The sequence below is a fragment of the Bradyrhizobium sp. SPXBL-02 genome (genome assembly GCF_051853065.1).
GTDB lineage: Bacteria > Pseudomonadota > Alphaproteobacteria > Rhizobiales > Xanthobacteraceae > Bradyrhizobium.
Genome location: NZ_CP182474.1, coordinates 1899888 through 1922965 on the forward strand (window position 1 = coordinate 1899888; position 23078 = coordinate 1922965).

Below are 23078 nucleotides of genomic sequence, written 5' to 3' on the forward strand. Positions count from 1 at the left end.
CTACAATCCTCTCGCGCCGAAGTTCATACTTAGCCGAAGAAAATTTTTGAGGATTTCCTCCCCCTGTTGCGTCAGAATAGATTCAGGGTGAAACTGTAGGCCAAAGGTTGGATGGTCGCGATGGGTAAGCGCCATGATCTCGCCCTCCTCGGAGCGCGCCGGCACGGCGAGCTTTGGCGCGCAAGAATCGTCCAGCTCGACAATTAGGGAGTGGTACCGCCCGACGTTAAATGGAGAAGGGAGTCCATCGAACAGTCCTTGACCGTCATGCGCCAGAGATGAGGACCGGCCGTGCATTGGCCGCCTTGCACGCCTCACATTTCCGCCGAAAGCACTCCCGATGCACTGATGTCCGAGGCAGATCCCCAGAATTGGAATGACGCCGGAGAGCTTCCGGACAACGGCAGTTGATATGCCGGCCTCCATAGGTGTGCATGGTCCTGGCGATATCACCACGGCGCGTGGCGTGAGGCGAGCGAGGTCGCCGACGCTAATAGCGTCATTCCGGATCACCTCGGTTGCTTCACCAAGCTTCCGGAAGTAACGAGCAATGTTGAAAACGAACGAATCGTAGTTATCGATGATGACAATCATCAAGCACCATGATTGTTATCATCAAATGCATCGAAGATGCGCTGTGCTTTGGCGATCGTCTCGTTATATTCGGACTCGGGATCTGATAGCACCGTTATGCCGCTTCCTGCGTGGAACATAGCCATGTCCTCGCGGATAGTGACGGTGCGGATTGCGATATTCGTGTCCATGTGCCCGTCAAAACCGATAAAGCCAATTGACCCGCAATAGATTTCCCGCGCGACATCCTCGATCTCACAGATGATTTCCATCGATCGCACCTTGGGCGCCCCCGTAATGGATCCCCCGGGGAAGCACGCATTGAGGAGCGTTACGGCATCTTGTCCCTGTGCAAGCTCAGCGGTAACGACCGACACGAGATGGTGTACTGAGGCGTAAGACTCCAGACCGCACAGCACTGGAACCTCCACCGAATCCGCGGTGCAGACGCGAGACAGATCGTTGCGTAAAAGGTCAACGATCATGATATTTTCGGCGCGGTCCTTTTCGGAGTTCTGGAGGAGCTCGGCCCGGCGTTGGTCTTCCTTGGCATCGCCGGAGCGCGCGATCGTGCCTTTGATCGGCCGCGTTTCGACAGCGTGCCCATCGAGCTTGAGAAAACGTTCCGGTGAGCTCGATGCAATCGTGAGCTTGCCGTAGCGCAAGAGCGCCGCAAAAGGAGCAGGGTTCATTGACCGAAGGCGACCGTAGAAGGCGAGCGGATCGAACGAGCTCGACAGGCGAGCCGTGAATCGCTGTGCAACATTGGCCTGGAAGAGGTCGCCCGCCAGAATCAATTCGATCACCCGCTCGACTGCGGCGATATAGTCCCGCCGCGAAAAATTGGATTCCCATGCGGCTACTGGGCCGGCGACCGGCGGCAACAGTGGAGTTCGGGCGGCAAGCAGCGCTGCTAGCTCATCGGCTCTGGCGCGCGCTCGCTCGGCGCGAGCTGCCGGATCCTGCTCGGGCCAGCCCGTCGACACGATGAAGCATCTCTGAGACCTTTGATCGAAGCTGACGATCACATCATAAAAATGCAAGATCGCCTCAGGTAAGCGCTGTCCCGAAGTAGCCGGCGGGGCCAAGCGCTCCAAAGTTCTGTTCAAATCATAACCAAAGAATCCGGCCGCGCCACTCTGAAACGGCGGGAGTTCAGGACGATGATCCTGCGGGTATTTGGCCAGCAGACCACGCAGAACGTCCCACGGATCGCCTTCGACAAACTGGCCATTCCAGCTCGCCTGAGCATCCACGACGATAAACGTGCCGAACGGGTCGCAAGCCAGATACGAATAGCGCCCAAGCGCATCGTGCCCAGCAGCGCTGTCGAGAAATGTCAGATTTGCCAGGCCCGCCAGCCGTTGCATCGCGTGGATGGGCTCGATCCACTGGAATTCGCTAATATGCATCGGGCATCAGCAATGTCGGAGGCCGGCGCGTAGCGTAGCTCGATCGCGGCACTCCGGGGCGCATTCGTCTAGTCGATCGTGTCGTGGGGCTCCGTACACTCGTCTCGAGTACAGGCTTATGAAGTAGCGTGTGGACCGAATGGAATCCCCACCGTTGGGCCGGTCTGGGCATCTGTTGGTACCTCATAGTCGGCGGCAAACCGCAGCTCCCGCAAGGGGCGTACGCGCCTGATCGCTTCCTGATATCGATCGTGAGCTTTATACGCCGCGAGTTCCGTCTCGTTCTCGAACTCTCCGTAGACGACGACGTCGATATCGTTGCCGATCTGATCGCTCTTGCGATTGCGAGCGATCTCGAGCCGATTTGCATGGGGGATTTGGGTGAGAACGGAAAGCCCAGCGATGATCTGGCTGATGTTGGCGTCATCTTTGGCGCTGAACAAGACGATGTGACGTATCATGGTGTCTGGGCGGATTTCATAAGAATGGTCAGATCATTAGCTTCGATAGTGGTCGCTGCAGCAAGGGGCGATCCGCCGCGTCCCAGCGTCTCGTCTCTATGCAATGGGCCTACAAGATCGATTTCACGTTCAGGGGGGAAGCGAAAGCCGTTCGATCGTTTGAATATGGCGGGCGAGCAGATTGCAAGCCCGATGGACGTCGTACGCACGCAAAGCATGGAAAATCATGCGGTGATCCTGATGGGATCGCGCTTGCCAACCGCCACTTCGTGCCGTCGCGAAAACCAGTCGCGAGTTCGCAAGCTGCAATCCATGAAGACTCTCAAGAGAACGCGGCATGCGGCAACGCGCAACCAGCGTTGGTGGAATGCTCGGTTGGGGTCTCATACCCTCGATGCTGCGAGCTTGTCCATCAAGAAGTGCCAGCTCTTGCGCTCCCAAGCCGTGAGTCTTGCGCCGAATTGCGCAAGGCAACCACCTCAAGCGCCGCGCGATGTAGGCGATCTCCTTCACCGATTGGGTAATCAAGGGAGCGACGCGAACACCTTCGCGGCAGCGACAACAGGGTGTTTGGCTCCGAGTTGCCGAAAAGCATCGCGGAGCACGGCTTGAACCGGCTTCCCGCGCAATATCATCCTGACGGAGCGGCGCCTCGGGCCGCAGTGCCCCGCTGATGATCCGCTCTCCGATCGCGTTGGTAGCCCAGCGATTGTGATATTCTCACATTCACTGAGATGATCTATCACGTGGTGGCACAACGCCGGAAGAGACGGACACGCGCGTCCGCGCAGGATTTCTGCAATTGCTGCTCGGCTTTCGCGGTGTTTCGCATCGCACTAGTGTTAGAATGATGCGATCATTAGCTTGCGGGACCGAACAAAGGCATTCGGCGGCACGTTTGCCAAGGGCTGTCTTCGACGTCCCACACCGCATCCATCCGGTCCGAGATTATCGTAATCCCGAGTATTATCGCCTGTCGTGGATGAAGAAGCGAGACTTATGAACGTTCGTGTATCGGTGGGAGCGGCGGCGTTCGGCGACAGCCGGTCCGTCCGCAGTGATTGGACGCGCGTAGAGGCCGAAAGCCTGTATGGCTTGCCTTGCCCCGATCTGATGTTCCAAGCACAGAGCGCTCATCGCGAACATTTCCGATGCAAACCCCATATCTATTGGGCAGGCTAGGCATCACCTCCGACTTGTTCCGGTGACGTCAGTAACCGGTAGTGTGCAAAGGTCCTTGGAAGGTCGGACATGCAGGTTACCTTGATGAAGGGAAAGATCCATCGCGCGTCGGTCACTGAGGCCGATCTGCACCCTGAAGGTGCGATCTCGATTGATCGTAACCTGCTCACCGCAGCGGGGTTCTTGGCCAATGAGCACGTGGAAATCTATAATGTCGAGACTGGCGCACGGTTTGCCACTTACGTCATCGAGGCACCCGCGGGGTCAGGAATAGTCGGGCTGAATGGAGCAGCTGCACGGCTGGCCCTACCAGGAGACAAGCTCATCATCGTGGCATACGCCTCCTTCAACGACAACGAGGCACGAACGTTTAGCCCGCGCGTCGTGAGAGTTGATCGGGACAACCGGATTTTGTCGGATTGAGCGAAGATCGCGTCGATCGGTTTCGTAGAACCTACCCAAGGGGTTCCAAGCGCTCGCACGAATCCGGATGGTGTTTCCGAGGAGAGTAGCCCGCGCACGTGGGAGCCCAGCACGAGACCGCCAGCTGTGAGTCCTCAAGCCGCGCGCAGGTATCAATTTTACCACCATAAGGCTTCGGCTGTGGACCAAGTCTTGCAATCCGTCTTGAAGAGTGTCTGCGACACGGCGCAATCTTAGCGGGTGGGGGAAGCTGGGCAACCGAGCACTTCGGGTAGGACGTCAATCGCGTCAGCAGAGAACGGCAGGAGTTCGCCGACTACGGGACCAGCGGCAACGCAGTCGGCCGCGGTCGCAACGCAGACAGTTCGCAGCCTGGCACTCTCACCGTCGCCGCTCCGCGAAGCGCGGCGGAGGCGGAATTTCGTGCGGTAGCGTTGACCCAGGCCCCGCTGGCGCCATGCGTGCAGGCGTGGCTCAGCGCTATGGAGCAGCCTGGTGGTGGCGTCAGTGGGGGGATCTGCCCCGGCGACAGCGCGCCCGGCTGTCCCTCCAGGGGCCTGTTTTGTAATTCGCCAATTATGATTTCTTAGGGCAAAGCCTTGGTCTTTTGAGAGCTTATAGCGATGATGGCAGAAACAACGCTTCTCCTTACCATGCACCATATGGAGGGCCGGGCTATCTTCCGGGGTGATTTCTCGGGTGATCGGTGAAAGCCAAAGCTGCCACGGACAATGTATGGCGGAGCATCCTCCTCCTTGGCCTTCGCTTCAATCGTGAACGGATCCAAGTGGTCTAGATCGTAGTCGATCCCTGCAATTCTCGTTTTCCAAAAACCCGCGAAGAAGACACCGCTGAAACTAGCACGCCGCGCTGCCGTGGTTGCGATACGTCATCGATGGAGCGCTAGTCACCTATCCTTTCGTGGAGTCAATCCTTCTGCGGAGACTCCATTGCCAGCTAGGTATTTCGCTACATGTTCGCGGAATAGATCGATTCTTGCGAAGTCTTCCGCCGTCCATGCGAGTTCGGCTTCTCGGCCTTCCTTTTGCGCCGCGCTTTTCATCATCTCGGCTAAGAGGCCGCGCAACACGGTCTCCCAATACAAGGCTCGCTTAATGAAGTCTCGCAAGAACTCAGGCCCTTCCTGACGGCGATCTGGCGTGCCGCGAATGTTTGTACGAAACGTGCGGAAATAGTCGTGCGCTAGAAGATTGCGATCTTCGTAGAATGAAATGAGTTCGGGCGTCCGGATAAGGAAAGCCTCTCCGAATGTCGTGACTAGTTGCCCCAGGGTGGCCTTAAGCTCGCTAGCATCTCCTCTTAAAAATTTTTCTGGTGTCAGGTCGCGAAAGCGTCGTTCCTTCTTAGCTGTAGGGGTGTGAGCTGCGTGGGCAGCGAGTCCGTAAAGGGTGAATTCCACGCGCTGCGCGGCATAGAGTGCCAATCCCAGCAACTGGAACTCGCTTTCGTCTTGATCATCCGTCATCGTCATTATTGGTAACACTCCAGATATCCCGGCCTCCGGCTTTGACGTTTCTAATGAATGTCAAATGGGGGAAAGCGTGCAAGCCAGTCGGTGACCGGGGCCGGGCTTCGCACCGGCCGGAAGAATATAAGGTGCGAAGCACGGCGGGCGAAGGGGTTCGAAGCAGTGCGAGGCGCCGGTGCGAGGGGTAAGAGTTGACCGCTTAGGTTTCAAATCTCTTTCAAGTGGGTTCTATATGTTGCAAAGTGGGACGCTCCAGCGTTTGGCTAAGGTTCAACCGTTTCGTCGGAGGGCCAGCGAATGTCTTATGCATCATCCATCTTGAGTTATGGCGCTATTGGGTTGGGCTTTCTGCTTGCTTGGCTGGCGTATAGGCTCCTTCTGAAGGAGCAGGGAATGGTCAAGCCGCGATCGTCGATCCTGAGTTCGATCTATATGTTCGAGGGATTTGCCATCGTCCTCGTAATTATCGGGGCGATCTTGGAGTATACGAACAACGTGGCAAAGGCGGGTGCATTTACCACATCGAGCGGGAATGCGGCCACGTCGACACAGTACGCCTCCATCGCGGCGAGTCAAAGTAGGGCTATTAAGGATGCGGCTTCGAACGTCGAAAAGATTCTGCAGGATCTAGCCGCTCAAAACAAGTTGGCCGTGGAAGACAGTTGTCCGGGCGGATCCAATGGCGTTCCATCCAATCATGCGGGCGAGATCACTTCGCTCAATACAAAGATATCGGCCGATGTGGCTGCGATTAAAGGCACTTTGGGGTCTGTGGCTGACTTTAAGTCTCCGCAAGCGGGGCCGTAATGTTAGCGCTGATTATCAGCAGCGCTCGCGAAAAGCATTCCTTGCGACTCGATGCTCGCATTCCAACCTCCGACGCTACACGACGCCGGCTGATGGGATCGAAACTAAGATGTAAGATACCAATGATTCACACGAATTTCTAAAGCAAATCGACGGCATACCAAAGTCGCTACCAACACATTCCGGAGGTTGGCGGAGTTTTGCCGGGGATAACGGCGCCGGGAGCATGCCCGGCCGGTGACCGCGCGTGTAGTGTCGCCCCACAAACCGGGACAAAGTAATGGCGCGAACGCGGGTCACCAGGGATCAGTTTCAACTCGACGAAAACGAGGTCATCCACACGCCGACCAATGCTCGCTGGAGGGCGTACCCCGGCCGGCCGGAGCCAGCTGTCTATTCTCCCGGAATGCTGGGAAGCGTCCTTCGGAACGGTGACGACTACTGGCGCGAAGACGTCGAACCGATCGCCCTGAGGCTTCTCGCTGAGAGGCCCATGGCATCAGAACGACCATGATCTCGCGGCCCGCTGAACGCTTCGTCTAAAGGGGACAGAATGAACAGGCTGCAGAAATTCGTCGAGCGAGGCGCCTTCGGAGAAGGTCCAGGTCGCACCGCCTACGTGCTCAATCCGATGAAGCTGCCCGATCCCCACAGCGGCTTCGAGTGGCACGTCATGGCGGACTTCCTGCCCGGCGAGGCCATCCTAGCGGATCCCGGCCTAAAGCAAGTCTTCGAGGCGGCACTGAAACGCGGCTGCGCCATCGTCGCAAAGGACCAACCGCGATGAAGACGGACCGCTTTCCCTATGAGAGGTCCCGGTGGAGTAACCTACCGGAACAAGCCAAACGATGGTTCGAAGAAGTTGAAACGCTCGGCCCGCAAAACGTTCGGGCGCGACTGGCGCAAACTGACGCCGGTTCTGCCGGTGCTATTGCTATCGGCGAATTGCAGGTTGTGACGATCGGGTTCGCGCAGGAATGGCTCGCGTGGCATGACCGCAAGCGCGACGCCTTGGAAGCCGAGAGACACAGTCACCATGTGTTCTGGACAAGTGTTGCGGCCTGGGCCGCGACCGTCGCCGCGGCCGCCGCGGTGATCGGCTGCGCTTGGGCGATCTTCCATAAATGACCTTGTGCGAGCTCGCAAAGTGAGCCCGATGTTCGACCCGACCACGTTGGAATTGCTGTCCTTGCTTAAGACGGCGGTCGGAGCTGGCATAGGAACAGCCGTGGTACAAGGCGGCGTCACACTGTATCGAGAACGCGCCGTGAAGAACGAGAAGGCGGCATATCTCGCGTTCCGGGTAGCCGTGCTCTTGGAGGCGTACGCCTCGGAGTGCTGCGATTTTATTTCGAAAACTCAAATGCCGAGCAGCTGCCGGAGGAACCCTATCCATCTTGGCGCACGAAATTGCCCGAGCTGCCCGAATACCCTGCCGACACTGAGGCCTGGCGGGCGCTGGACCGAAATCTCCTGGCGAAATGCTTGGATTTTCCCAGCCGAGTTCACACCAGTCAGAACGCCATCGTCGGGTGCGGCGAACATACGATGGACGATCTCGACATAACGTTGGACGAGCAAGCATCTGCGCGCGGCGCCGAGGCGTGGGAGATCGCGTCCGCGCTCCGCGAAGCATATGGGCGTCCGTGCCGATATCGTCTTCGACTACTACAGCATCCTCCAAAAGGTTCTGAAACAGTCACGAGAAGGGCGCGAAAAACGAACCGAAAACCAATGGTCCTTCCTCAGCGAGCTTTCTGCGCGCGAAAAGGATTTCCCGGCCTAACAAAGGAAGCGCAACACATGCCCACAGCAGAAAGTCTGCTTATCTAACTGATTCGAGTGCAGTTTCACTGGTCGGCGCAGACGGAAAGACGAGCGCGCTTCAATTCACGTTTGCGAGTGGCAAGATTGTCAATATTGGATTTGACGCTGACGCCGGGGCGCGGCTTGCCCACGACATGACGACCGCCCTTTCAGCGGGCGTTAGTAGCGTGGCCACTAGAGGGCCCGGCTTCACAAGAATGACGCCGGCCAGTCGGGTGCAGGCGCACCCGACCGAACAACCTGATGGGATCGCAATAGGACTGAACGATCAAGCCGGCCTCGCTCACCATTTTGTCCTTCGAAAGACCAGCAGCGAACTTCGTTCGTCGCTGCGATCGGCTGAGAGCAAAGCGCGCGTGGGGGTGCAACTTCCAAAAGCGGGAGCGACGCCTCCGCTTACGTTTTCCTTCAGCCGCGACCGCAGACGGACGATCCGGTGGGTCCCGACTAAGACCTAAGACCTTAGGGCCCTGCTGAGGATCCACGACCACGAAAGGCGCCGACCCTGCCAGCTGCAAAAATCGAGGAGGCTACGATCGAACCAAGTCGTCTGGATCGGAAGCGCTTTTGAATCTCGCCGTGGTTTCGGCCAGCGCAGAGAGGGCAGCTTGCATTTGACCGGGCTGCGAAGTGAGCGTCTTCTTAAGATGCTGTCGCTGCTGCTCTATAGCGCGATCGAGCGACGATCCATAGATCGCCGCAATCGCAATCTCCTTGGCCAAGCGCGTATAGCTCTGCCACATGAGATAGAACATCAGCGGCGGGAGCTCGCGGTTCGCAAGCATCATGTAGGAGCGTGGGCCCGCATCTTCGATCGCCCACCATTGTTGCGCGAGCACCACGAGACGCCGGAAGTCCCGTCTCGTCCGGCTGAACTTGTCAGGGTCAACGCCGCCGAGGAAGGCGCAATGGTCGAGCCAGTTCAGGCCTGCGGTGATTGCACTCGAATAATCGACAACGGGAACGCCCTTGAAATCGACGATCGTTTCTTCGTGTGGAGGCTACCGGAGAAAGGCATCCATCATTTCGGGCTGGCGCACAGCGCTAACCAAAAGTTCTACGTCGCGCCTCGGCACCATGATCACGTAGCGGCACGCTTCGAGCCGGATGTGTTCCCAAATTGCCCGAACATTTCCATCGGCGTCATTCAGGGTGCGTTTACACGCCGGATACACAAGTCGCCCTTCGTCGGTCTCTTTTAGGTACCATGGAAGCAGCCTGTCGAGGGCTGACAGGTGCGTCAGAGGTTCGAAGAGATCGCCTATAAGTCTCTTCGGCAGAGGCCAAAACCGACTTCTTTGATCGTCCCATCCGAACATTTTGGCCGCCCCAGGTCCATGCTGCGCTGAATGCCGATTACAATGGGGCTCGCCTGAAGACGCAAGGCGGCCCATTTCCGGCCTTTGAATGATCCGGAGCCCGCCCGAATTGGTTAGTGGGTTATTAACCGCCGTTCGGCAGGCTTGCAGCCACTGTTATCGCTGCCTAATCAGCCCCCCAGCCCAAAGGCAGCGTAAGATGGCCGGCGGTGGATGACACCTCCGCCGGCCGTTTTGCTCGAAGAGACTGTCCGCGCTCTCTGCCGTTACGGAGCCTTCGAAGGCCCGCCTCGCAGCAGTTGACGGTATCCGCTGTTGGCCATACATAACGCGCGCTCAAGATGGGTTTCAAACGCCTTCCGGGCCCGCTTGGGCATCTGCGATACCTCGCGCCAGTCAGCGCCTTCGGCATTGGCCTCGAGCAGGCGCGAATACGTGGTCATGTGCTCTTTCGTAGACGGTAAGGTCGGACCGGAGGGCGCCAGATCGGCGACAACTGTATTGAGCAGCGGCGGCATTGGCGTACTGGGTCATTGGTTGTGACGCCGGGATATTTCCCGGTGTTTGTGTCGGCGGCGTGACCTGTGCAGGATCACTCAAACAGCCGGCGGCTCACATTGATGATGAAACCGGACGGTGCGCCGATGATAGCGCCGATTAGGCCATAGCGGGCGGCGCCACCGGGACCGATTAACCCCGCGCCGTAGAAGAAGCCGATACCTGTACACAAGACAATCATTCCGATCAGTGTCTGATCGTTCAGCTCTTGGATCCGGTGCAGGCGTTGCTCTTTGGAGCTTTGCACATAAGGACCGGCTGGCTCACGCGAGCCGCAGTGCGGGCAGGCGACGGCCGAAAATGAGACATTGCCGCCGCAGTCGGAGCAGCCAATCAGTTCCTGTTGTACGCGCCCGCCCATCATGCGTCCCAACGTAGCCGCCTCGCTACCACATACCGCAGAACGTCCAAGCGCCGATCCGGAAGCCGCGGCTCGCCCGACTAAACCGCAGGGTTCGTCAATCGCGCCACGATGCGGACCCCGCAAAAGAGGGGCCCAAATGTCGAAGCCCCAGCGCCGTCCATCGTCGCATTGAATGGAGCGACGATAGCGTCGCATGGGTTCGTTTCCTCGGGTACTGTCCAGAATCTTTCGCACTTTTGATCAGGCGACGGCTCCGGTTTCAGAGAGTTGTGGCTGATAGAGCGGTCGCATGTTCATGTAGCATTTGGTCGACCACGCCGTTCCGGCAATGTGCCGCAGCCGGGCCGCCGCTAAGTTGAGACAGGATTGACCGTCGGGGAAGGCGCCGACGACACGGGTTCGTCGCCGGATCTCCTTCATGATGCGCTCGAGCGGATTGTTCGTTCGAATCTTCCGCCAATGGATGTCCGGAAAAGCATAGTAGGCGAGCGTCTCGTGAACCGCCTGCTCGACGAGATCAGCAGCTTTGGCCATACGGCTGGCCCGCAGATCCGCGATGACGGTCCTGGCTTTCTCGTCGGCCGCGGCGCGGCTCTCCTGGGCATGAATGGCCTTGAGCATGTGGCTCACCTCGCGGACCCGGGTCGACGGCACGTGGCTGAAGACATTGCGATAAAAATGCACCATGCAGCGTTGATAGCGTGCCTCCGGCAGATAATCCGCAACGCTTTCGACAAGACCTCGGCACGCGTCGGAAATCACCAGCTGCACGCCCTTGAGACCGCGATCGACGAGATGCCGCAGAAACGAGGACCAGCCGGATTTGTCCTCCTTGGCGCCTTCACAGATGCCGAGGATCTCCCGGAACCCCTCAGCATTGACCGCCGAGGCCACCAGCAGCGACACGTTGCGAACCTCACCAGCCCAGCTGCGCTTCATCACGATGCCGTCGAGGTAGAGATACGGATGCTCGCCTTCGATCCTGCGATTCCGCCACGCCTCGATCTTGGTATAGATCTTCTTGTTCAGGTTCGACACTGTGCTCGGGCTGACCCGGGTGCCCCACAGCGCCTCCGTGATGTCTTCGACCCGCCGAACCGAAATCCCCGCCAGATACATCTCGATCAGCGCCTCCTCAACCGAGCTCTCCCGCCTCCGGTAGCGCTCGATAATCGCCGTCTCGAAGGTTTGCCGCCGTAGCTTCGGAACCTTCAGATTGACGTCGCCCGCCTTGGTCTGCAGCGTTCGCTCGTAGCTGCCTGCCCGCGTGTCCTGCCGCGCCGGGCTGCGCTCATACCGCCCAGCACCGCACAGCTGGTCCGCTTCGGCCTCCAGCATCGCGTTCAGTGTCTCTTCCACTGTCCCGCGGACCATCTCGCCCAGGTGATCTCGAATCCGGGCCTCATCAATTTGGATCACCTGACCCATGGCATTCCCATCGTTCATTCAAAGCTCCTTCATTCTAGAAGAAGCCGTCAATCCTGAAAGTGCGAAAGACTCTGTACGTTATCTTTCCTCGCGGAAGAGCATCGGCTGACCGCGCGCGAGATCGCGCTCGACATCGGACTGGCGGCGAACCAAGCGCCGCGCATTTTCGGACTTTGCAAGCCCTGCGATATTCAGCTGTCGGGGCAGGGTGGACGGCCGCGACAGGAAGACGCTGGCGCCCGCGTCTATCGCGTCGGTGTCGAGAACGCGGACCTTCTGAGACGGCTTGCGGTGCGGCACTCGCTTGACCCAGGCCGTATCTCGGAAATCAACCTGAACGCCGCTGTCGAGACAGGCGACACGTTCAGCGAAAATCTCTTGGATTTGGATGAGGGACAATGACCGTTGGACGATGATCGCGCCCCTTTCGACGCCGGCTATGCTGATCTGACGCTGCGCGATTGCAGCGGCGCCACGCTGGCCGATCAGGCTACCGAAGCCCAACTGATCAGCGGAAGGCGCGAAGTTCCAGAATTAACCCGCCAGGGGGACATCAAGCTTAATTCCAGACTTTGATTGCAGCAAAGCTGCGGGGCGCCAGCTTCTCATGGCTGGACATTGCTCCTTGGTCCGGGCCCCATGCGAAGCCGTCGCGCCAATATGTTCGACGCGGCGGCTTCGTTTGATTGCAGACCATTCTATTTGAAACAGCAGTCAGACTACGGAAGGCTTGACCTTATCGGGATGCGTCGGCAACTCAAGGCCCTGCGCTCGCAGCACTCGGACAATCTTGTGATAGCATCGCTACTGAACCGCTTCCTCGTGAAGATTACATTCCTCTCGGAGCCTACAGACCCGAAGCACGAACAGCTTCTCCGATCTGAGTTTGCACAGACGCTGAAGAAGGTGGATGCGATCACCTCGCGCAGGCCGGCACGAAGCGACACGACCCGTAAGCCATCCAAGTAACGCTACGATCGTATCTTAATGCACTTGCCGGCGGCGGCGCCAATGCTAACGCAGTCGCAAAGAGCGTCCTTGTTTCGCGTACTGATGCCTTCGCGGCAAGGGGCGGCCGCTTTCGTCGGCGGCCCCGCCCATGAGCAAGCCTGATAGGCCCGGCGCACCACTCGGAGGCAATCGAGGCAGTCTCGGCGAGATCATCCAGTTGGCGAGTGCGAGCACTGACATCTCGTCTGTTTCGATCGCCACCTTCTGGAATTCGGGTCACGGGTGTAAATCCTTGGCCGGTCATCTTTATTTCGAAGCCACTGGCTCTCACACGGCCAGACGGTATCTAATTCAATATGGTACCGTGAGCAATGTTGTGCAGATCCACGGAGCCGGACAGCCGGAGACCGGGTGGTGTTTCGTTCGTGAAAAGGCTTTGGTGGCAGGCGACGTCATGCTCGCGCAGGCGACACGTTCTGCGAAAGTCTCTTGCATTTGGACGCCGGGCAATGACGTTGGGCGAAGCGGCTGTCGCTCACAGCTTCGACATCGTCAACGACGATTAGCTTCGCCCTGCGCGATAGTCAGCGGGGCAAGGGTGCCTGACCAGCTGCCGAAGCCAAGCGATCGGCAAGCTTTATGCTGATTTTGGCGATGCTGCCGAGCGCTAGCTTCTCAAACAGCGGACATTGCCCCGTCCGGGCCACCCAAGGCGAAGTCGTCGCGTCAAGCCACGCAGTTAAGCCGCGAAGACGCGAGCCGCTGGTTTTGACGGACCTGTGGTTGGGCGCTCAAGACTTGGACAGTTTGCGCAGTCCAATACAACCGATTGCCAACGGAAATACGCTGCCGATAACTCCTGTCGCAAAGGACAGATCGCCGTTAGCCAGCAGCCAGCTACCACAGAACATGCCAGCCGATCCGAGCGCGACCGAGCCAATAAACATTGTGAGTTGCACGTTCCTCCTTTGAAATGGTTGTCGCAACCGGGATGCCTCCAGCAAGTTGTTCCTGGAACAATGAAAACTCTCAAAGAAAAATGAAAGCTCTCAAGGTTTAGTTCCAATAGCTTTGCTGGGAGGTGGCTTTCAGTAGTCGGACCAAACGTCCTTTCACTGCCGCGTCAGCCTACCTGACATATAACCGACCTGTGCAGTTCCGGTGAGAATGTACCGTGCGGCCGACCCGCTTCCCACCACATTTCCGTCTCGTGCTACGGCGGCATAAAGGATGCCATCTTTCGGCAACAGACGCTCATCCTTGCCTGGGGATGGCTCAGGCGGCGCGGCCGGCGGCGCAGTCGGCCTGTCTGCGTCAATCGCGCTGCGAACCGCGTTGCTCACAGTAACAGCCGCGTTCGCTCCTGTTAACGCACCCGCTAAACCCAGCACAATGGCGGCTGGCGGCGCGGCGGCAGACACAAGGACTGCCGCACCTCCGCCCAATGCCCCACCGACAATCACTTCCGTGCCGACGATCCAAGCCCATGTGGAATTCTTGCCAAACTTCGCCACCTGTTTGAAATTGGCTTTAAGACGGTCGGACGACGGCTTGTCGAAGGGCCAATCCAGTTTGCCATTTATCTCTATCGGCTCGCCCGCGACCTGCCCCGCTCCGGCGTAGGTCACGATCCAGTCCTCTGTGTCACTGCCCCAAAGAAATCCACCGAAGCCAATTTCAATTCGTCCGGTCTCTGCGAAGCCTGTCATTGTTAGAGACCAGCTTCGATCATTCAGCTGTGCGTGCCAATTCATCTCCTTTAAAAGCAAGCCTGGCCTGTCGCTGAGCTGGGAATTCGTCGCCAGCACGGTCTCCGCGATTGTCAGCCGGATGGCGCTTACTTGCGCATCCCGGACCGTTTGAGCAGCAGCGGTAAAAATGGTCGTAAGCAATGACGTGAGGACACCTACTGGAAGCAATGTATTGTGAAACATGCTAGGCTCCATGTCGTGAACGATCCTTTCTACCACACTTATTAGTTGCGGGGCCAAGCATTTTCTGCCGAAGACAAGGACGTGGTTTGGTTCGTGCAAGGCTGGCGGCCGCAATCGTCGCCAAGTTGGCGACGACGACGCCCGCTTCAACGTTGACAGCCACCCCTCGCTCGTCGCTTTCCCCGGTGTCTCTCGAAAGCTAAGAAGCTCATCTCTTCGATATTCTCTCTTGGGCGCGCTTCGCCGCCGAATAACGCGCCCCGCAGGCGCGCGCTGAATTCGGCGAACTTTTCTGGGGTGGCGACAATGGCAGCGGGGGCCGCGCCTTCGGCCGTGTAGGTTCCTGCCCCTGGGGGGCGTGACGAACGCCTATCGTTTCCGGATTTCGGCAGGGGAAAGTGACGGGTAACCCGTTGGGGCTTTGCAGAGTTGACGAAGTTGTGAGCTGGCGCTGCAAGATAGGGGGGGCATCCTGGGGCACGAAGGACTGCCCGACAAAATAGCAGTCGGGCCGACGACGCGCCGCTTGCCGAAATCATTCGGCGGCCTGCGCGCTATTTCGCACGGCAAGACCGTCCTGCACGTCGAGTGCCGCGCGCCTGGCACCACCTTCGAGCTTCACAGCGTCGGTGCCCCGCTGCAAAAAGCCACCTGCATTTCGGATCGTCTCCTCTGGGCTGAGGTGAAAGCTGAGATAGCTGTCGCTCCTCCGTGCGGCCGCTCAGTCAGCGCGACGCAGCGCAAGACAGGATTTGCAAAGAAAGAGTCATGTTCTGCAGCGCGTTGCGCTTGCTGGAGGATGCCCAAAGTTTGCAGGAAGCTGGATGCTTCGCTCTCGTCCTTGAGGGCATTCTAGCCGAGCTCGCGGGCCGGTCAGGTGGTGGTACTCCACGATGTGTTGGGGCGTACCGCAGATCACCGTGCCCAAATTCGTTCGAACCTATGCAGAGGGTTTGGGCTGTTGCAAGACGTGCTGTCGCGCTGGGCCAGCGATGTTCGAGACGGCTCATTTCCGAGCCCGGAAGAATCCCATCCACTCCCGAGGGTCTTGGCGACGCGACCGCACAATGGACACGCTTCAGTCAGACGTGAGAGCATTCAAATGCAAACTATCAGGACAGTCGCGGAGCTTCGGCCGGCGCTTATTGAAAGTCGTAAGGCCGGCAAGCGGGTCGGCTTCGTTCCGACCATAGGCTATCTGCACGACGGGCACCTCGCCCTCATCGAAGCATGCAAGGCGCAGAGTGTGATGTCAGGGTCGCCTACGTCGGCTCAACTCGGCTGATCGACAATATGGTATCGTCGCTGCCGGCGTGAGCTCCAAAAGACGTCCCCAGCTATTGTGCGCCAGAGATGATGTGCGGGTAGCGCCGTGGGCGATGCCTCAATCGGCCGGAACACAAGCGGACCCATGCACCACCACCACTGTAGTTCAGAGCCCCGCCATCATAACGTACTTGATCTCAACGTACTCTTCCATGCCATGGTGGGAGCCTTCACGCCCGAGGCCGCTTTCTTTGACACCTCCGAACGGCGCCACCTCCGTCGTGATCAGACCGGTGTTGACGCCGACCATACCAGATTCCAGCGTCTCTGCGACACGCCAGACCCGGCCGATATCACGAGAGTAGAAGTAAGAAGCCAGACCAAACGGCGAGGCGTTGCACATCTCGATCACGTCGGCTTCGTCCTTGAAGCGGAATACGGGCGCGAGCGGGCCGAAGGTCTCCTCGCGTGCAACGAGAGCGTCAGGCCTGACATTGGCGAGCACGGTCGGTTGGAAGAAGCTGCCACCAAGCGCGTGACGCTTGCCGCCGGTCACGATCCTCGCGCCACCCTTGACCGCGTCCGCGATATGCTTCTCGACCTTGTCAACGGCTTCCATGTTGATCAGTGGTCCCTGTGTGACGCCGTTTTCCGTGCCGTTGCCGATTTTCATCGCGGCGACCTTCCTTGACAGCTTGTCGACGAATTCCTCGTAGATCTTGTCCTGGGCGTAGATGCGGTTGGCGCAGACGCAGGTCTGGCCCATGTTGCGGTATTTCGAAACCATGGCGCCCTCGACCGCAGCATCAACGTCGGCATCGTCGAACACGATGAAAGGCGCGTTACCGCCGAGCTCGAGGCCGAGCTTCTTCACGCCCGCGGAAGCCTGCTGATATAGGATCTTGCCGACTTCGGTCGAGCCGGTGAAGCCGATGAAGCGCACCGCAGGATGCTCGCATAGAACCTTGCCGATCGCCGCCGAATTGCCGGTGAGAATGTTGAAAACGCCTCTCGGGACGCCGGCTCTTTCGGCGAGAGCAACCAGCGCCAGCGCGGTGAGAGGGGTTTCGTTGGCGGGCTTGAGCACCACGGTGCAGCCGGCGGCGAGTGCCGGTGACACCTTGCGGGTGATCATCGAGCAAGGGAAATTCCACGGCGTAATGGCGCCGCAAACGCCGATAGGTTGCTTGATCGCGAGCAGCCGCGCATCGGCACGCTGCGTTGGAATCGTCTCGCCGTAGACGCGGCGCGCTTCCTCCGCGAAGAACTCAACATAGGCGCCGCCAATGTCGACTTCACCGAGCGCCTCGGTGAGCGGTTTGCCCTGTTCGGAGGTCAGGATCAGCGCGATGTCCTCGCGATTCGCGGCGATCAGTTCGAACCATTTGCGCAAGATGTTAGAGCGCTGCTTGGCGGTCAACTTGGCCCAGCCGGGGAAGGCGCGTGCGGCGGCTTCGACCGCTTGCGTCGTCTCGGCGGCGCTCATCACCGGGACCCTGGCAAGTTCCACGCCGTCGACCGGGTTGGTGACCGCGTGTGAAGGCGATCCGACCCAGGTACCATCGATGTAACAGGCGTCCCGCAGCAGCGACGGATCCTTAAGGCGGTTGTGCAAGGCGGAGGTGTGTTGGGTGTGTGTGGCGGCCGTCGGCGTCATGGCGTTGGTCCTGAGGGAAGCGTGGATTCGATCGCGGCTCTAGAAAAATGGCCGCGCGACATACCGCGCGGCCAAGTCAGGGAGGAAACGGCCCAAAGGGCACAGGAGCTCCAGCAAGGTAGATGAACTCGCGGCAACTCCAATCTGGCACGAAACGTCGTGAATTCGTGCAAGCACCCATCGCATACTCATTTCCTCACGAGTATTGGCGGCGTTCGCTGGGAGATCTTGCAGCTTTTGTGCGCGAATGCAGCAAAGCTCGCAGCAACTGCATCTACGCAACTTTTCGCAGGTGAAGCGTCGAGCTCGGGCGCTGTTCGAAGGACATCGAGTAGTCGTTCGACAGCGCGTGGCGGCGTCGGCTTCAGGGAAAATCAATCTGCGCGCCCCGAATTAGCACCATTTGCGTGTGGCGACAGCGCAGACAGCTTCGTGTGTCGGACAAAGTCATTGAAAGGCTGAATGAGCGAAGCTGCGATTCGCGCCCGCTGGTATTGCCATGAGCATCACGGGCGATCCGAGAGCAGTTTGAGCCAGCGCCACCTTGTCCGCCGGCGACGAATTTCGGTCATGGTCCATCTACTCCGCCTTCCTGCACTTTTGAGATCAGGCTCGCAATCCAGAAGCGCCGGAACGGCCCTCGGAGTAGGGGGTCGATAAGTGATCAGCCGTGGCAGAGTTGAGGGCACCTGTGCCTTTCAAGTGCGCTCGGCTCTGTGTTCTCCATCTTTATCTTTGCTCGGTATATCTGATCAACCCGAGTGAGGGCAGGAGGATATAGTGACAGCAATGAAGTACTCTGAACAGAACCATCTGCTTTCCTGAGGCCGCTTAAGGCCGACCGATTTTATCAGCGAGGGCTGAGCGCATATTGCTGCTGACGCCACGCCCCGCAGCTTTTTGCCGTGGAACTGGGTGCCTGCAGGTGATCAAGGCTGCGGCTGCCGCAAACGTTTGAGCAGAATCACGGCGAACGCTGGTGCCGAATAGGGAAGCAAACTTGACGCGTTTCGTTTCGCGAGAGCCGGGGGCGCTAGCCTAGAGCGGGCTCCACTTATGCGAACCAACAATTGATGCAGGGTCCTCCTCGCGTGATCATCTGGTGTCCGCGGCATTGGGAATAACAACGGCGCGTACTGGCGTCAGGGCCGCCTAAGACGATTTGTGGTTGTCGAATTTGCCGGGAGTCGATAAGCTGGATTCATTGTCCGATGCTAATACTTTACGGCTCGCAGCGCGATTTGCGGAGAGCGATCCATGTTCCGCGCGATCCAAATATCCATCCGTATTCCATTGGTCGCGTTTGCCGTGCTTATCGCTGAGACCGGCCACGCTCAAAGTGTTAGCCAGGCCGGCGCAATGCGACCGGTCGCGGGGCTGGCAACGAACGATCCGATACGACAGGTCGCGCAACCAGTCGGGTTGTTGCGTGCAGAGTTACCTGGTGGCTCGATAAGGGCCTGCACGGCTGCGATCATATCCGACGGCTACATCCTGACTGCAGCGCATTGTGCTGTTGATGCGCTAAGCCTGACGACCATTTTCGGCCACGGCCAGGAGAGTGCAAAGTTTGCTGTAACGCGCCCAATCGAAATCAATAAGGATCGGGATTATGCCGTCCTGGAAGTCGAGGGGACGCCGTCCCGGCAATTTAACGCTGCGAAGCTGCTGCTTCGCATCCCAGTTAAAGGGGAAAGCGCATTCATCCTCGCTGTGAATACCGACGGTGAGCAGACGATATCTAGAAATTGTTCGGTGCTTGGAACAAACGACCGGGGCTTGGTTCTTCACGATTGTGACACGACGGCCGGCAGCAGTGGCGCGTTACTGTTTTCCGCCAACGATCTGGCAATCCTCGGTCTGCATATGGGGCCTGCCGATACTCGATCCAACCAAGCGTCGGCAATGTATTCGATTGCTCTTGAGAGCGATCTAATTCGCAACATTGCGACGATCAGACCCTCGACCACTCCGATCATCGATTTCCGGACGGTCGGCGGCAAGCCTGGCGAGATAGCTTCCGATTTCAAGCGCCTCTACCTGTCGCTTTACAATGATGGCCGACTTCCTCTCAAGCCCTATCAAGTGGGAAGCTTCACAAGTATTGAAGACGCATTCCGATCCAATCAGCTATTCTATGGATCTCCGTTCCCGCTAGAACTCGACAGTATAGCTTGTGATGTAAATCCGAATGTCTGCACGCGAGAGAGGGTCGCGGCGACTTTGGAGGAACTGAAGTCGGGCGTGTACATACGTGATGTCATTCCTGATACCGGCAGGCCGAGTGGAATGTCAAAGCCGTCCGGCGGTAAATGGTCCGTGGCACCGTCCACGTCGTTGTGGCTTCCTAGTATCAGGTTTGAGCAACAGCGGGGTTGGGTGGTCTATCGCAAACGCGCGGGCCAGGAGATCAGCGAAATCGTACGTGAGTTTGGAGCTTGCGATCAGTTCGACGATCAGTGCAAGAATCTCATACTCGGAATGAACCGTAACCAGGCCGAGAGACTCAACCGCGACTATACGGGTACGGTTTTGCTGCCCAAGGTATCCTTCAGCGCGCGGGATATCGACATCTCGACTGCTTCAGAGAAAGGCGCGGGCCCTACGAAAGAAATTAAGCCGGTATCCTCCGAGCAGACCGGTCCGTTGATATTGCGCGCAAGCGAAGCAGCACCCGGGAAGACATCGCAATCGTCGGACTCCGACTATCGCGTTTTGCAGGTTCCCGCCGAGGCCAGCATATCGACAGGTTTGGACGGGGTACTCAAATCGCTCGGTTCGACGGCCTCCGGCTCGGCACGCATCGAGCAGAACTCCAGATGGCAGCCTCGATGCAATGGCAACGAGGCCGGCCCATGCGAATTGGACCCGATCGACTTTTCTGAATTGCAAAAGCGGTTCCTCGATGGCGTCAACTTTCCATATCGAACCCTTGTCGACTTTCCACCGGCCGTTAAGACCCAGGCGAAGCGTCTGGGGGTCATCGATACGAGGTTGGAACTCGGACATTGCGCATTTGACCACCTGAGGACAGCGAACCGCCTCAAGCTTATCGGTACCACTATAATATCGAATCCGGCGCCGATGAGTGCAGGGCACGTACCCTGCAAGTGGATAATGCCGAATGGGAAAATCGACCCCGGTGTTCATGGAACGCATGTCGCCGGGCTGATGGTCGGTAAGATCAGCGACCAATCGTGGGGATTGAACCCCTTTGCAACGCTCTCTGCCGGACAAATCGAGACCACGACAATAGGCCAGCAGGTGAAAGTCTCAAGTCTTGAACTGGCTAAACTCTTGGGAAACATGCTCGATGAGGCGGGCTCGGCAGGCGGTCTGGATGTCGTCAATCTCAGCATGTTTTATCAGAAAGAGAGTATAACTCCCGTGGGACCCGGTGGTGCCGGGAGTCGTCCTCGCGGCGATCCGGTTCTCGATGTCATCCAATCTGGCGCCGGTTATTGGACCTTGTTCGTCGTCGCTGCGGGCAATGATGGGGAGGATTTCACGGCGATTTGCGACATGAGACCGGCTTGCCTGGATTTGGCAAACGTTATTTCTGTGGCCGCGCTGGACGCAAGACTGCCGGATTGCTCGCAGGAAATGCTGGGGGAAGCAATTATGGGGGCCGGGTGCATGTTGCGGTGCCCGGAGCCGATATCCTGGGCGTGATCAACGGAAATTACCTCGGGCTTTTGAGCGGCACATCCCAGGCCGCTCCCCAAGTGGCGGCGATCGCTTCTATCCTGCGAACGATAAAACCGCGCGCCACCCCGGGGGACATCAAGGAGCGGCTCATCGTTTGCTCACAACCCGTACCGGCACCACCGGACACCCCCAATGCAGCCACAAATGCAATATTCGGTGGTCGAGTGGACGCGACTTGCACACTTCGCTCCGACGGGGAGGGCATACTGCGGGAAAAGAACTCAAACGAAATTTTTCGCGTCAGGAGTGTGATCGCTGCGGCGCAACCGGATATTGGGTTCGACCCTGTCGTCAGTGACTACAATTATCACCTTGTGATCCCTCCGAAGCAGCTTCGTGGTTTGCGAGAAAGCAGCAATCCGGAAGAGTTCACGATCTTCTACAAAAGATCTCCTGAGAACAGCAATGCCTCGCTGTCAAAGGATGAGCGTATGTCGGTCCAAGCGGGTGCGCAGCTTAGGGTAGAGGTGTGGGAAGAGACCCCGCCCGCTCCCGGAGCATGGAGGCCCAGGACGTTCTCGGTCGGCAACATAGCCCGGTTTGTCGCTCCCATGCTGAACCGTTAGTGCGCAGGGGAATGTTCGATGTTGCGGACAATATTCTGTGTGGCTGCAGTTTTGACCGCGTCACTCAATCGGCAGGTTGCGGCCCAAACCTTCCAGAATGGACGCGCCCCGCTCGTTGTTGGACAGACACAGGACGTCAGGCTCGAGATTGCATTGGCAGATGCGCAGCCTGCAAACAGAACGGCCGTCGTGCAAGGGCTTCCTAGCGCCACGACGATCAAACTCCGGTTAGATCATATCAGCGGAGCGAATGTCCCACTCGGCGCGATCGTTGTCATACGGGATGCCAGCAATAACGAAGTGGCCCGGTACGCCGGCGCAGAACTGGTCAAAGAACGCAGGATCTGGACCCCGCTGATAAAGGGGACGTCGGCTCAGGTGGAAGTGGCGGGGCAGCCGCAGGCGGGGGCCGAATTTCGTGTTTTGATCGGAGCCGTCGCTTCCAACGTTCCACCCTTAAAGCCGACGCTCAATATTGTCAGGGACTTCGACCTGGAGAATATCGAGTACATCCGGGTAAATCAGCCTGAAATGTTCGTTGCTAGTCGTCCTGTAGCAAAGATTTCTTTTGTGAGCAGCGAGGGGCCCGCAGCTTGCACGGGATTTATGGTGACCGACGATTGGATGCTCACCAACCATCACTGCATCAACACCGACGAGATTTGCAAGTCAGCGGACGTAATCTTCGGCTTCAACAAATCCGACTCTCCGCTCGGCGATGAGATGCAGAAATGCCTGCGGCTCGTTGACAACGACGAAGACCTTGACGCGGCCCTGATAGAGGTCGCCGGTTCGCCGGGCAAACGTTGGGGCTTCCTTTCGTTCAGCGACTCCATACCAACTCTCAACGAGGCGGCTGTCGTGGTCCAGCACCCCGCAGGCTTTCCCAAATTTGTTTCACGCATAGACTGCGTCGTATCCACAATGCCGGCAGACGGAGTGAAGATTGGCAAGGAAAGCGACTTCGGTCACTCGTGCGACACCATGGATGGTAGCTCCGGATCTCCGGTACTCAGGCGAGCAGATCTGAAGGTGATGGGCCTCCATCACTGGGGATTTGTCGATCAGGTCGAGAAGTGGAGTGCGGAGAACAGGGCCGTGCAGATACGCTTCATCAGGGAAAGATTTGGTCTTTAGCTGGCGCAATGGATGC

19 protein-coding genes and 2 pseudogenes are annotated in these 23078 nt (G+C 58.3%); 9 read left to right on the top strand and 12 right to left on the bottom strand.

Going from position 1 to position 23078, the window contains the following annotated elements; translation table 11 throughout:
• From ACNJYD_RS08750 to ACNJYD_RS08765, 4 genes are all read right to left on the bottom strand, one after another.
• Nucleotides 1-594 (bottom strand): anthranilate synthase component II, encoded by a 594-nt coding sequence (locus ACNJYD_RS08750; RefSeq protein WP_439366003.1) that lies wholly within the window; start codon nucleotides 592-594, stop codon nucleotides 1-3.
• Nucleotides 594-1985, bottom strand: a complete 1392-nt coding sequence (gene pabB / locus ACNJYD_RS08755) for an aminodeoxychorismate synthase component I (protein ID WP_439366004.1) — start codon at nucleotides 1983-1985, stop codon at nucleotides 594-596. The genes ACNJYD_RS08750 and pabB overlap by 1 nt, the downstream gene beginning before the upstream one ends.
• 116 nt (nucleotides 1986-2101) lie before the next feature.
• Nucleotides 2102-2446, bottom strand: a complete 345-nt coding sequence (locus ACNJYD_RS08760) for a Dabb family protein (RefSeq protein ID WP_439366005.1) — start codon at nucleotides 2444-2446, stop codon at nucleotides 2102-2104.
• 129 nt (nucleotides 2447-2575) lie between these two features.
• Nucleotides 2576-2833 (bottom strand): FCD domain-containing protein, encoded by a 258-nt coding sequence (locus ACNJYD_RS08765; protein WP_439367433.1) that lies wholly within the window; start codon nucleotides 2831-2833, stop codon nucleotides 2576-2578.
• Between the two features lie 864 nt (nucleotides 2834-3697).
• On the opposite strand from ACNJYD_RS08765, the gene panD reads away from it, so the two are divergent.
• Nucleotides 3698-4051, top strand: a complete 354-nt coding sequence (gene panD / locus ACNJYD_RS08770; RefSeq protein ID WP_439366006.1) for an aspartate 1-decarboxylase — start codon at nucleotides 3698-3700, stop codon at nucleotides 4049-4051.
• 907 nt (nucleotides 4052-4958) lie between these two features.
• Here panD and ACNJYD_RS08775 read toward each other — a convergent pair.
• Entirely contained in the window at nucleotides 4959-5543 is a 585-nt protein-coding gene (locus tag ACNJYD_RS08775) for a hypothetical protein (protein WP_439366007.1), read from the bottom strand.
• Nucleotides 5544-5837: 294 nt separating this feature from the next.
• Between ACNJYD_RS08775 and ACNJYD_RS08780 the strand changes: the two genes are divergently transcribed.
• The 4 genes from ACNJYD_RS08780 to ACNJYD_RS08795 all read left to right on the top strand — a co-directional run bounded on the left by ACNJYD_RS08780 (nucleotide 5838) and on the right by ACNJYD_RS08795 (nucleotide 9376).
• Nucleotides 5838-6347, top strand: coding sequence for a hypothetical protein (locus tag ACNJYD_RS08780; RefSeq protein WP_439366008.1), 510 nt, complete (start codon nucleotides 5838-5840; stop codon nucleotides 6345-6347).
• Nucleotides 6348-6900: 553 nt separating this feature from the next.
• Nucleotides 6901-7134 carry a hypothetical protein gene (locus ACNJYD_RS08785; protein ID WP_439366009.1) on the top strand — a complete coding sequence of 78 codons (234 nt, stop codon included), beginning with the start codon at nucleotides 6901-6903 and terminating at the stop codon, nucleotides 7132-7134.
• A complete protein-coding gene (locus ACNJYD_RS08790; protein WP_439366010.1) occupies nucleotides 7131-7475 on the top strand; it encodes a hypothetical protein in 345 nt (114 codons plus the stop codon). Before ACNJYD_RS08785 ends, ACNJYD_RS08790 begins: the two co-directional genes overlap by 4 nt.
• Nucleotides 7476-8821: 1346 nt before the next feature.
• Nucleotides 8822-9376, top strand: coding sequence for a hypothetical protein (locus ACNJYD_RS08795; protein ID WP_439366011.1), 555 nt, complete (start codon nucleotides 8822-8824; stop codon nucleotides 9374-9376).
• Nucleotides 9377-9759: 383 nt separating this feature from the next.
• Here ACNJYD_RS08795 and ACNJYD_RS08800 read toward each other — a convergent pair whose 3' ends face one another.
• The 6 genes and pseudogenes from ACNJYD_RS08800 to ACNJYD_RS08825 form a co-directional block, all read right to left on the bottom strand.
• A complete protein-coding gene (locus ACNJYD_RS08800) occupies nucleotides 9760-9936 on the bottom strand; it encodes a hypothetical protein (RefSeq protein ID WP_439366012.1) in 177 nt (58 codons plus the stop codon).
• Nucleotides 9937-10085: 149 nt separating this feature from the next.
• Nucleotides 10086-10415: a hypothetical protein gene (locus tag ACNJYD_RS08805; RefSeq protein WP_439367434.1), complete on the bottom strand. Its 330-nt coding sequence runs from the start codon at nucleotides 10413-10415 to the stop codon at nucleotides 10086-10088.
• 240 nt (nucleotides 10416-10655) lie between these two features.
• Nucleotides 10656-11843, bottom strand: a complete 1188-nt coding sequence (locus ACNJYD_RS08810; RefSeq protein WP_370090950.1) for an IS256 family transposase — start codon at nucleotides 11841-11843, stop codon at nucleotides 10656-10658.
• Nucleotides 11844-11921: 78 nt separating this feature from the next.
• Nucleotides 11922-12347 (bottom strand): hypothetical protein, encoded by a 426-nt coding sequence (locus ACNJYD_RS08815; protein ID WP_439366013.1) that lies wholly within the window; start codon nucleotides 12345-12347, stop codon nucleotides 11922-11924.
• Nucleotides 12348-13906: 1559 nt separating this feature from the next.
• Nucleotides 13907-14728 (bottom strand): hypothetical protein, encoded by an 822-nt coding sequence (locus ACNJYD_RS08820; RefSeq protein ID WP_439366014.1) that lies wholly within the window; start codon nucleotides 14726-14728, stop codon nucleotides 13907-13909.
• 595 nt (nucleotides 14729-15323) lie between these two features.
• Nucleotides 15324-15425 (bottom strand): annotated as a pseudogene (locus ACNJYD_RS08825) (3-methyl-2-oxobutanoate hydroxymethyltransferase); the annotation flags it as partial.
• 405 nt (nucleotides 15426-15830) lie between these two features.
• Between ACNJYD_RS08825 and ACNJYD_RS08830 the strand changes: the two are divergent.
• Nucleotides 15831-15965: pseudogene (locus tag ACNJYD_RS08830) on the top strand (pantoate--beta-alanine ligase); the annotation flags it as partial.
• 195 nt (nucleotides 15966-16160) lie between these two features.
• Here the strand turns inward: ACNJYD_RS08830 and ACNJYD_RS08835 are convergent.
• Nucleotides 16161-17651, bottom strand: coding sequence for an NAD-dependent succinate-semialdehyde dehydrogenase (locus ACNJYD_RS08835; protein WP_439366015.1), 1491 nt, complete (start codon nucleotides 17649-17651; stop codon nucleotides 16161-16163).
• A 1257-nt stretch (nucleotides 17652-18908) separates the two neighbouring features.
• Here ACNJYD_RS08835 and ACNJYD_RS08840 point away from each other — a divergent pair.
• The 3 genes from ACNJYD_RS08840 to ACNJYD_RS08850 are packed head-to-tail and all read left to right on the top strand — an operon-like array spanning nucleotide 18909 to nucleotide 23062.
• Nucleotides 18909-21323 (top strand): trypsin-like peptidase domain-containing protein, encoded by a 2415-nt coding sequence (locus tag ACNJYD_RS08840; RefSeq protein WP_439366016.1) that lies wholly within the window; start codon nucleotides 18909-18911, stop codon nucleotides 21321-21323.
• Nucleotides 21320-21925, top strand: coding sequence for a hypothetical protein (locus tag ACNJYD_RS08845; protein WP_439366017.1), 606 nt, complete (start codon nucleotides 21320-21322; stop codon nucleotides 21923-21925). Before ACNJYD_RS08840 ends, ACNJYD_RS08845 begins: the two co-directional genes overlap by 4 nt.
• Nucleotides 21926-21943: 18 nt before the next feature.
• Nucleotides 21944-23062: a trypsin-like serine peptidase gene (locus ACNJYD_RS08850; RefSeq protein ID WP_439366018.1), complete on the top strand. Its 1119-nt coding sequence runs from the start codon at nucleotides 21944-21946 to the stop codon at nucleotides 23060-23062.
• Nucleotides 23063-23078 lie beyond the last annotated feature (16 nt).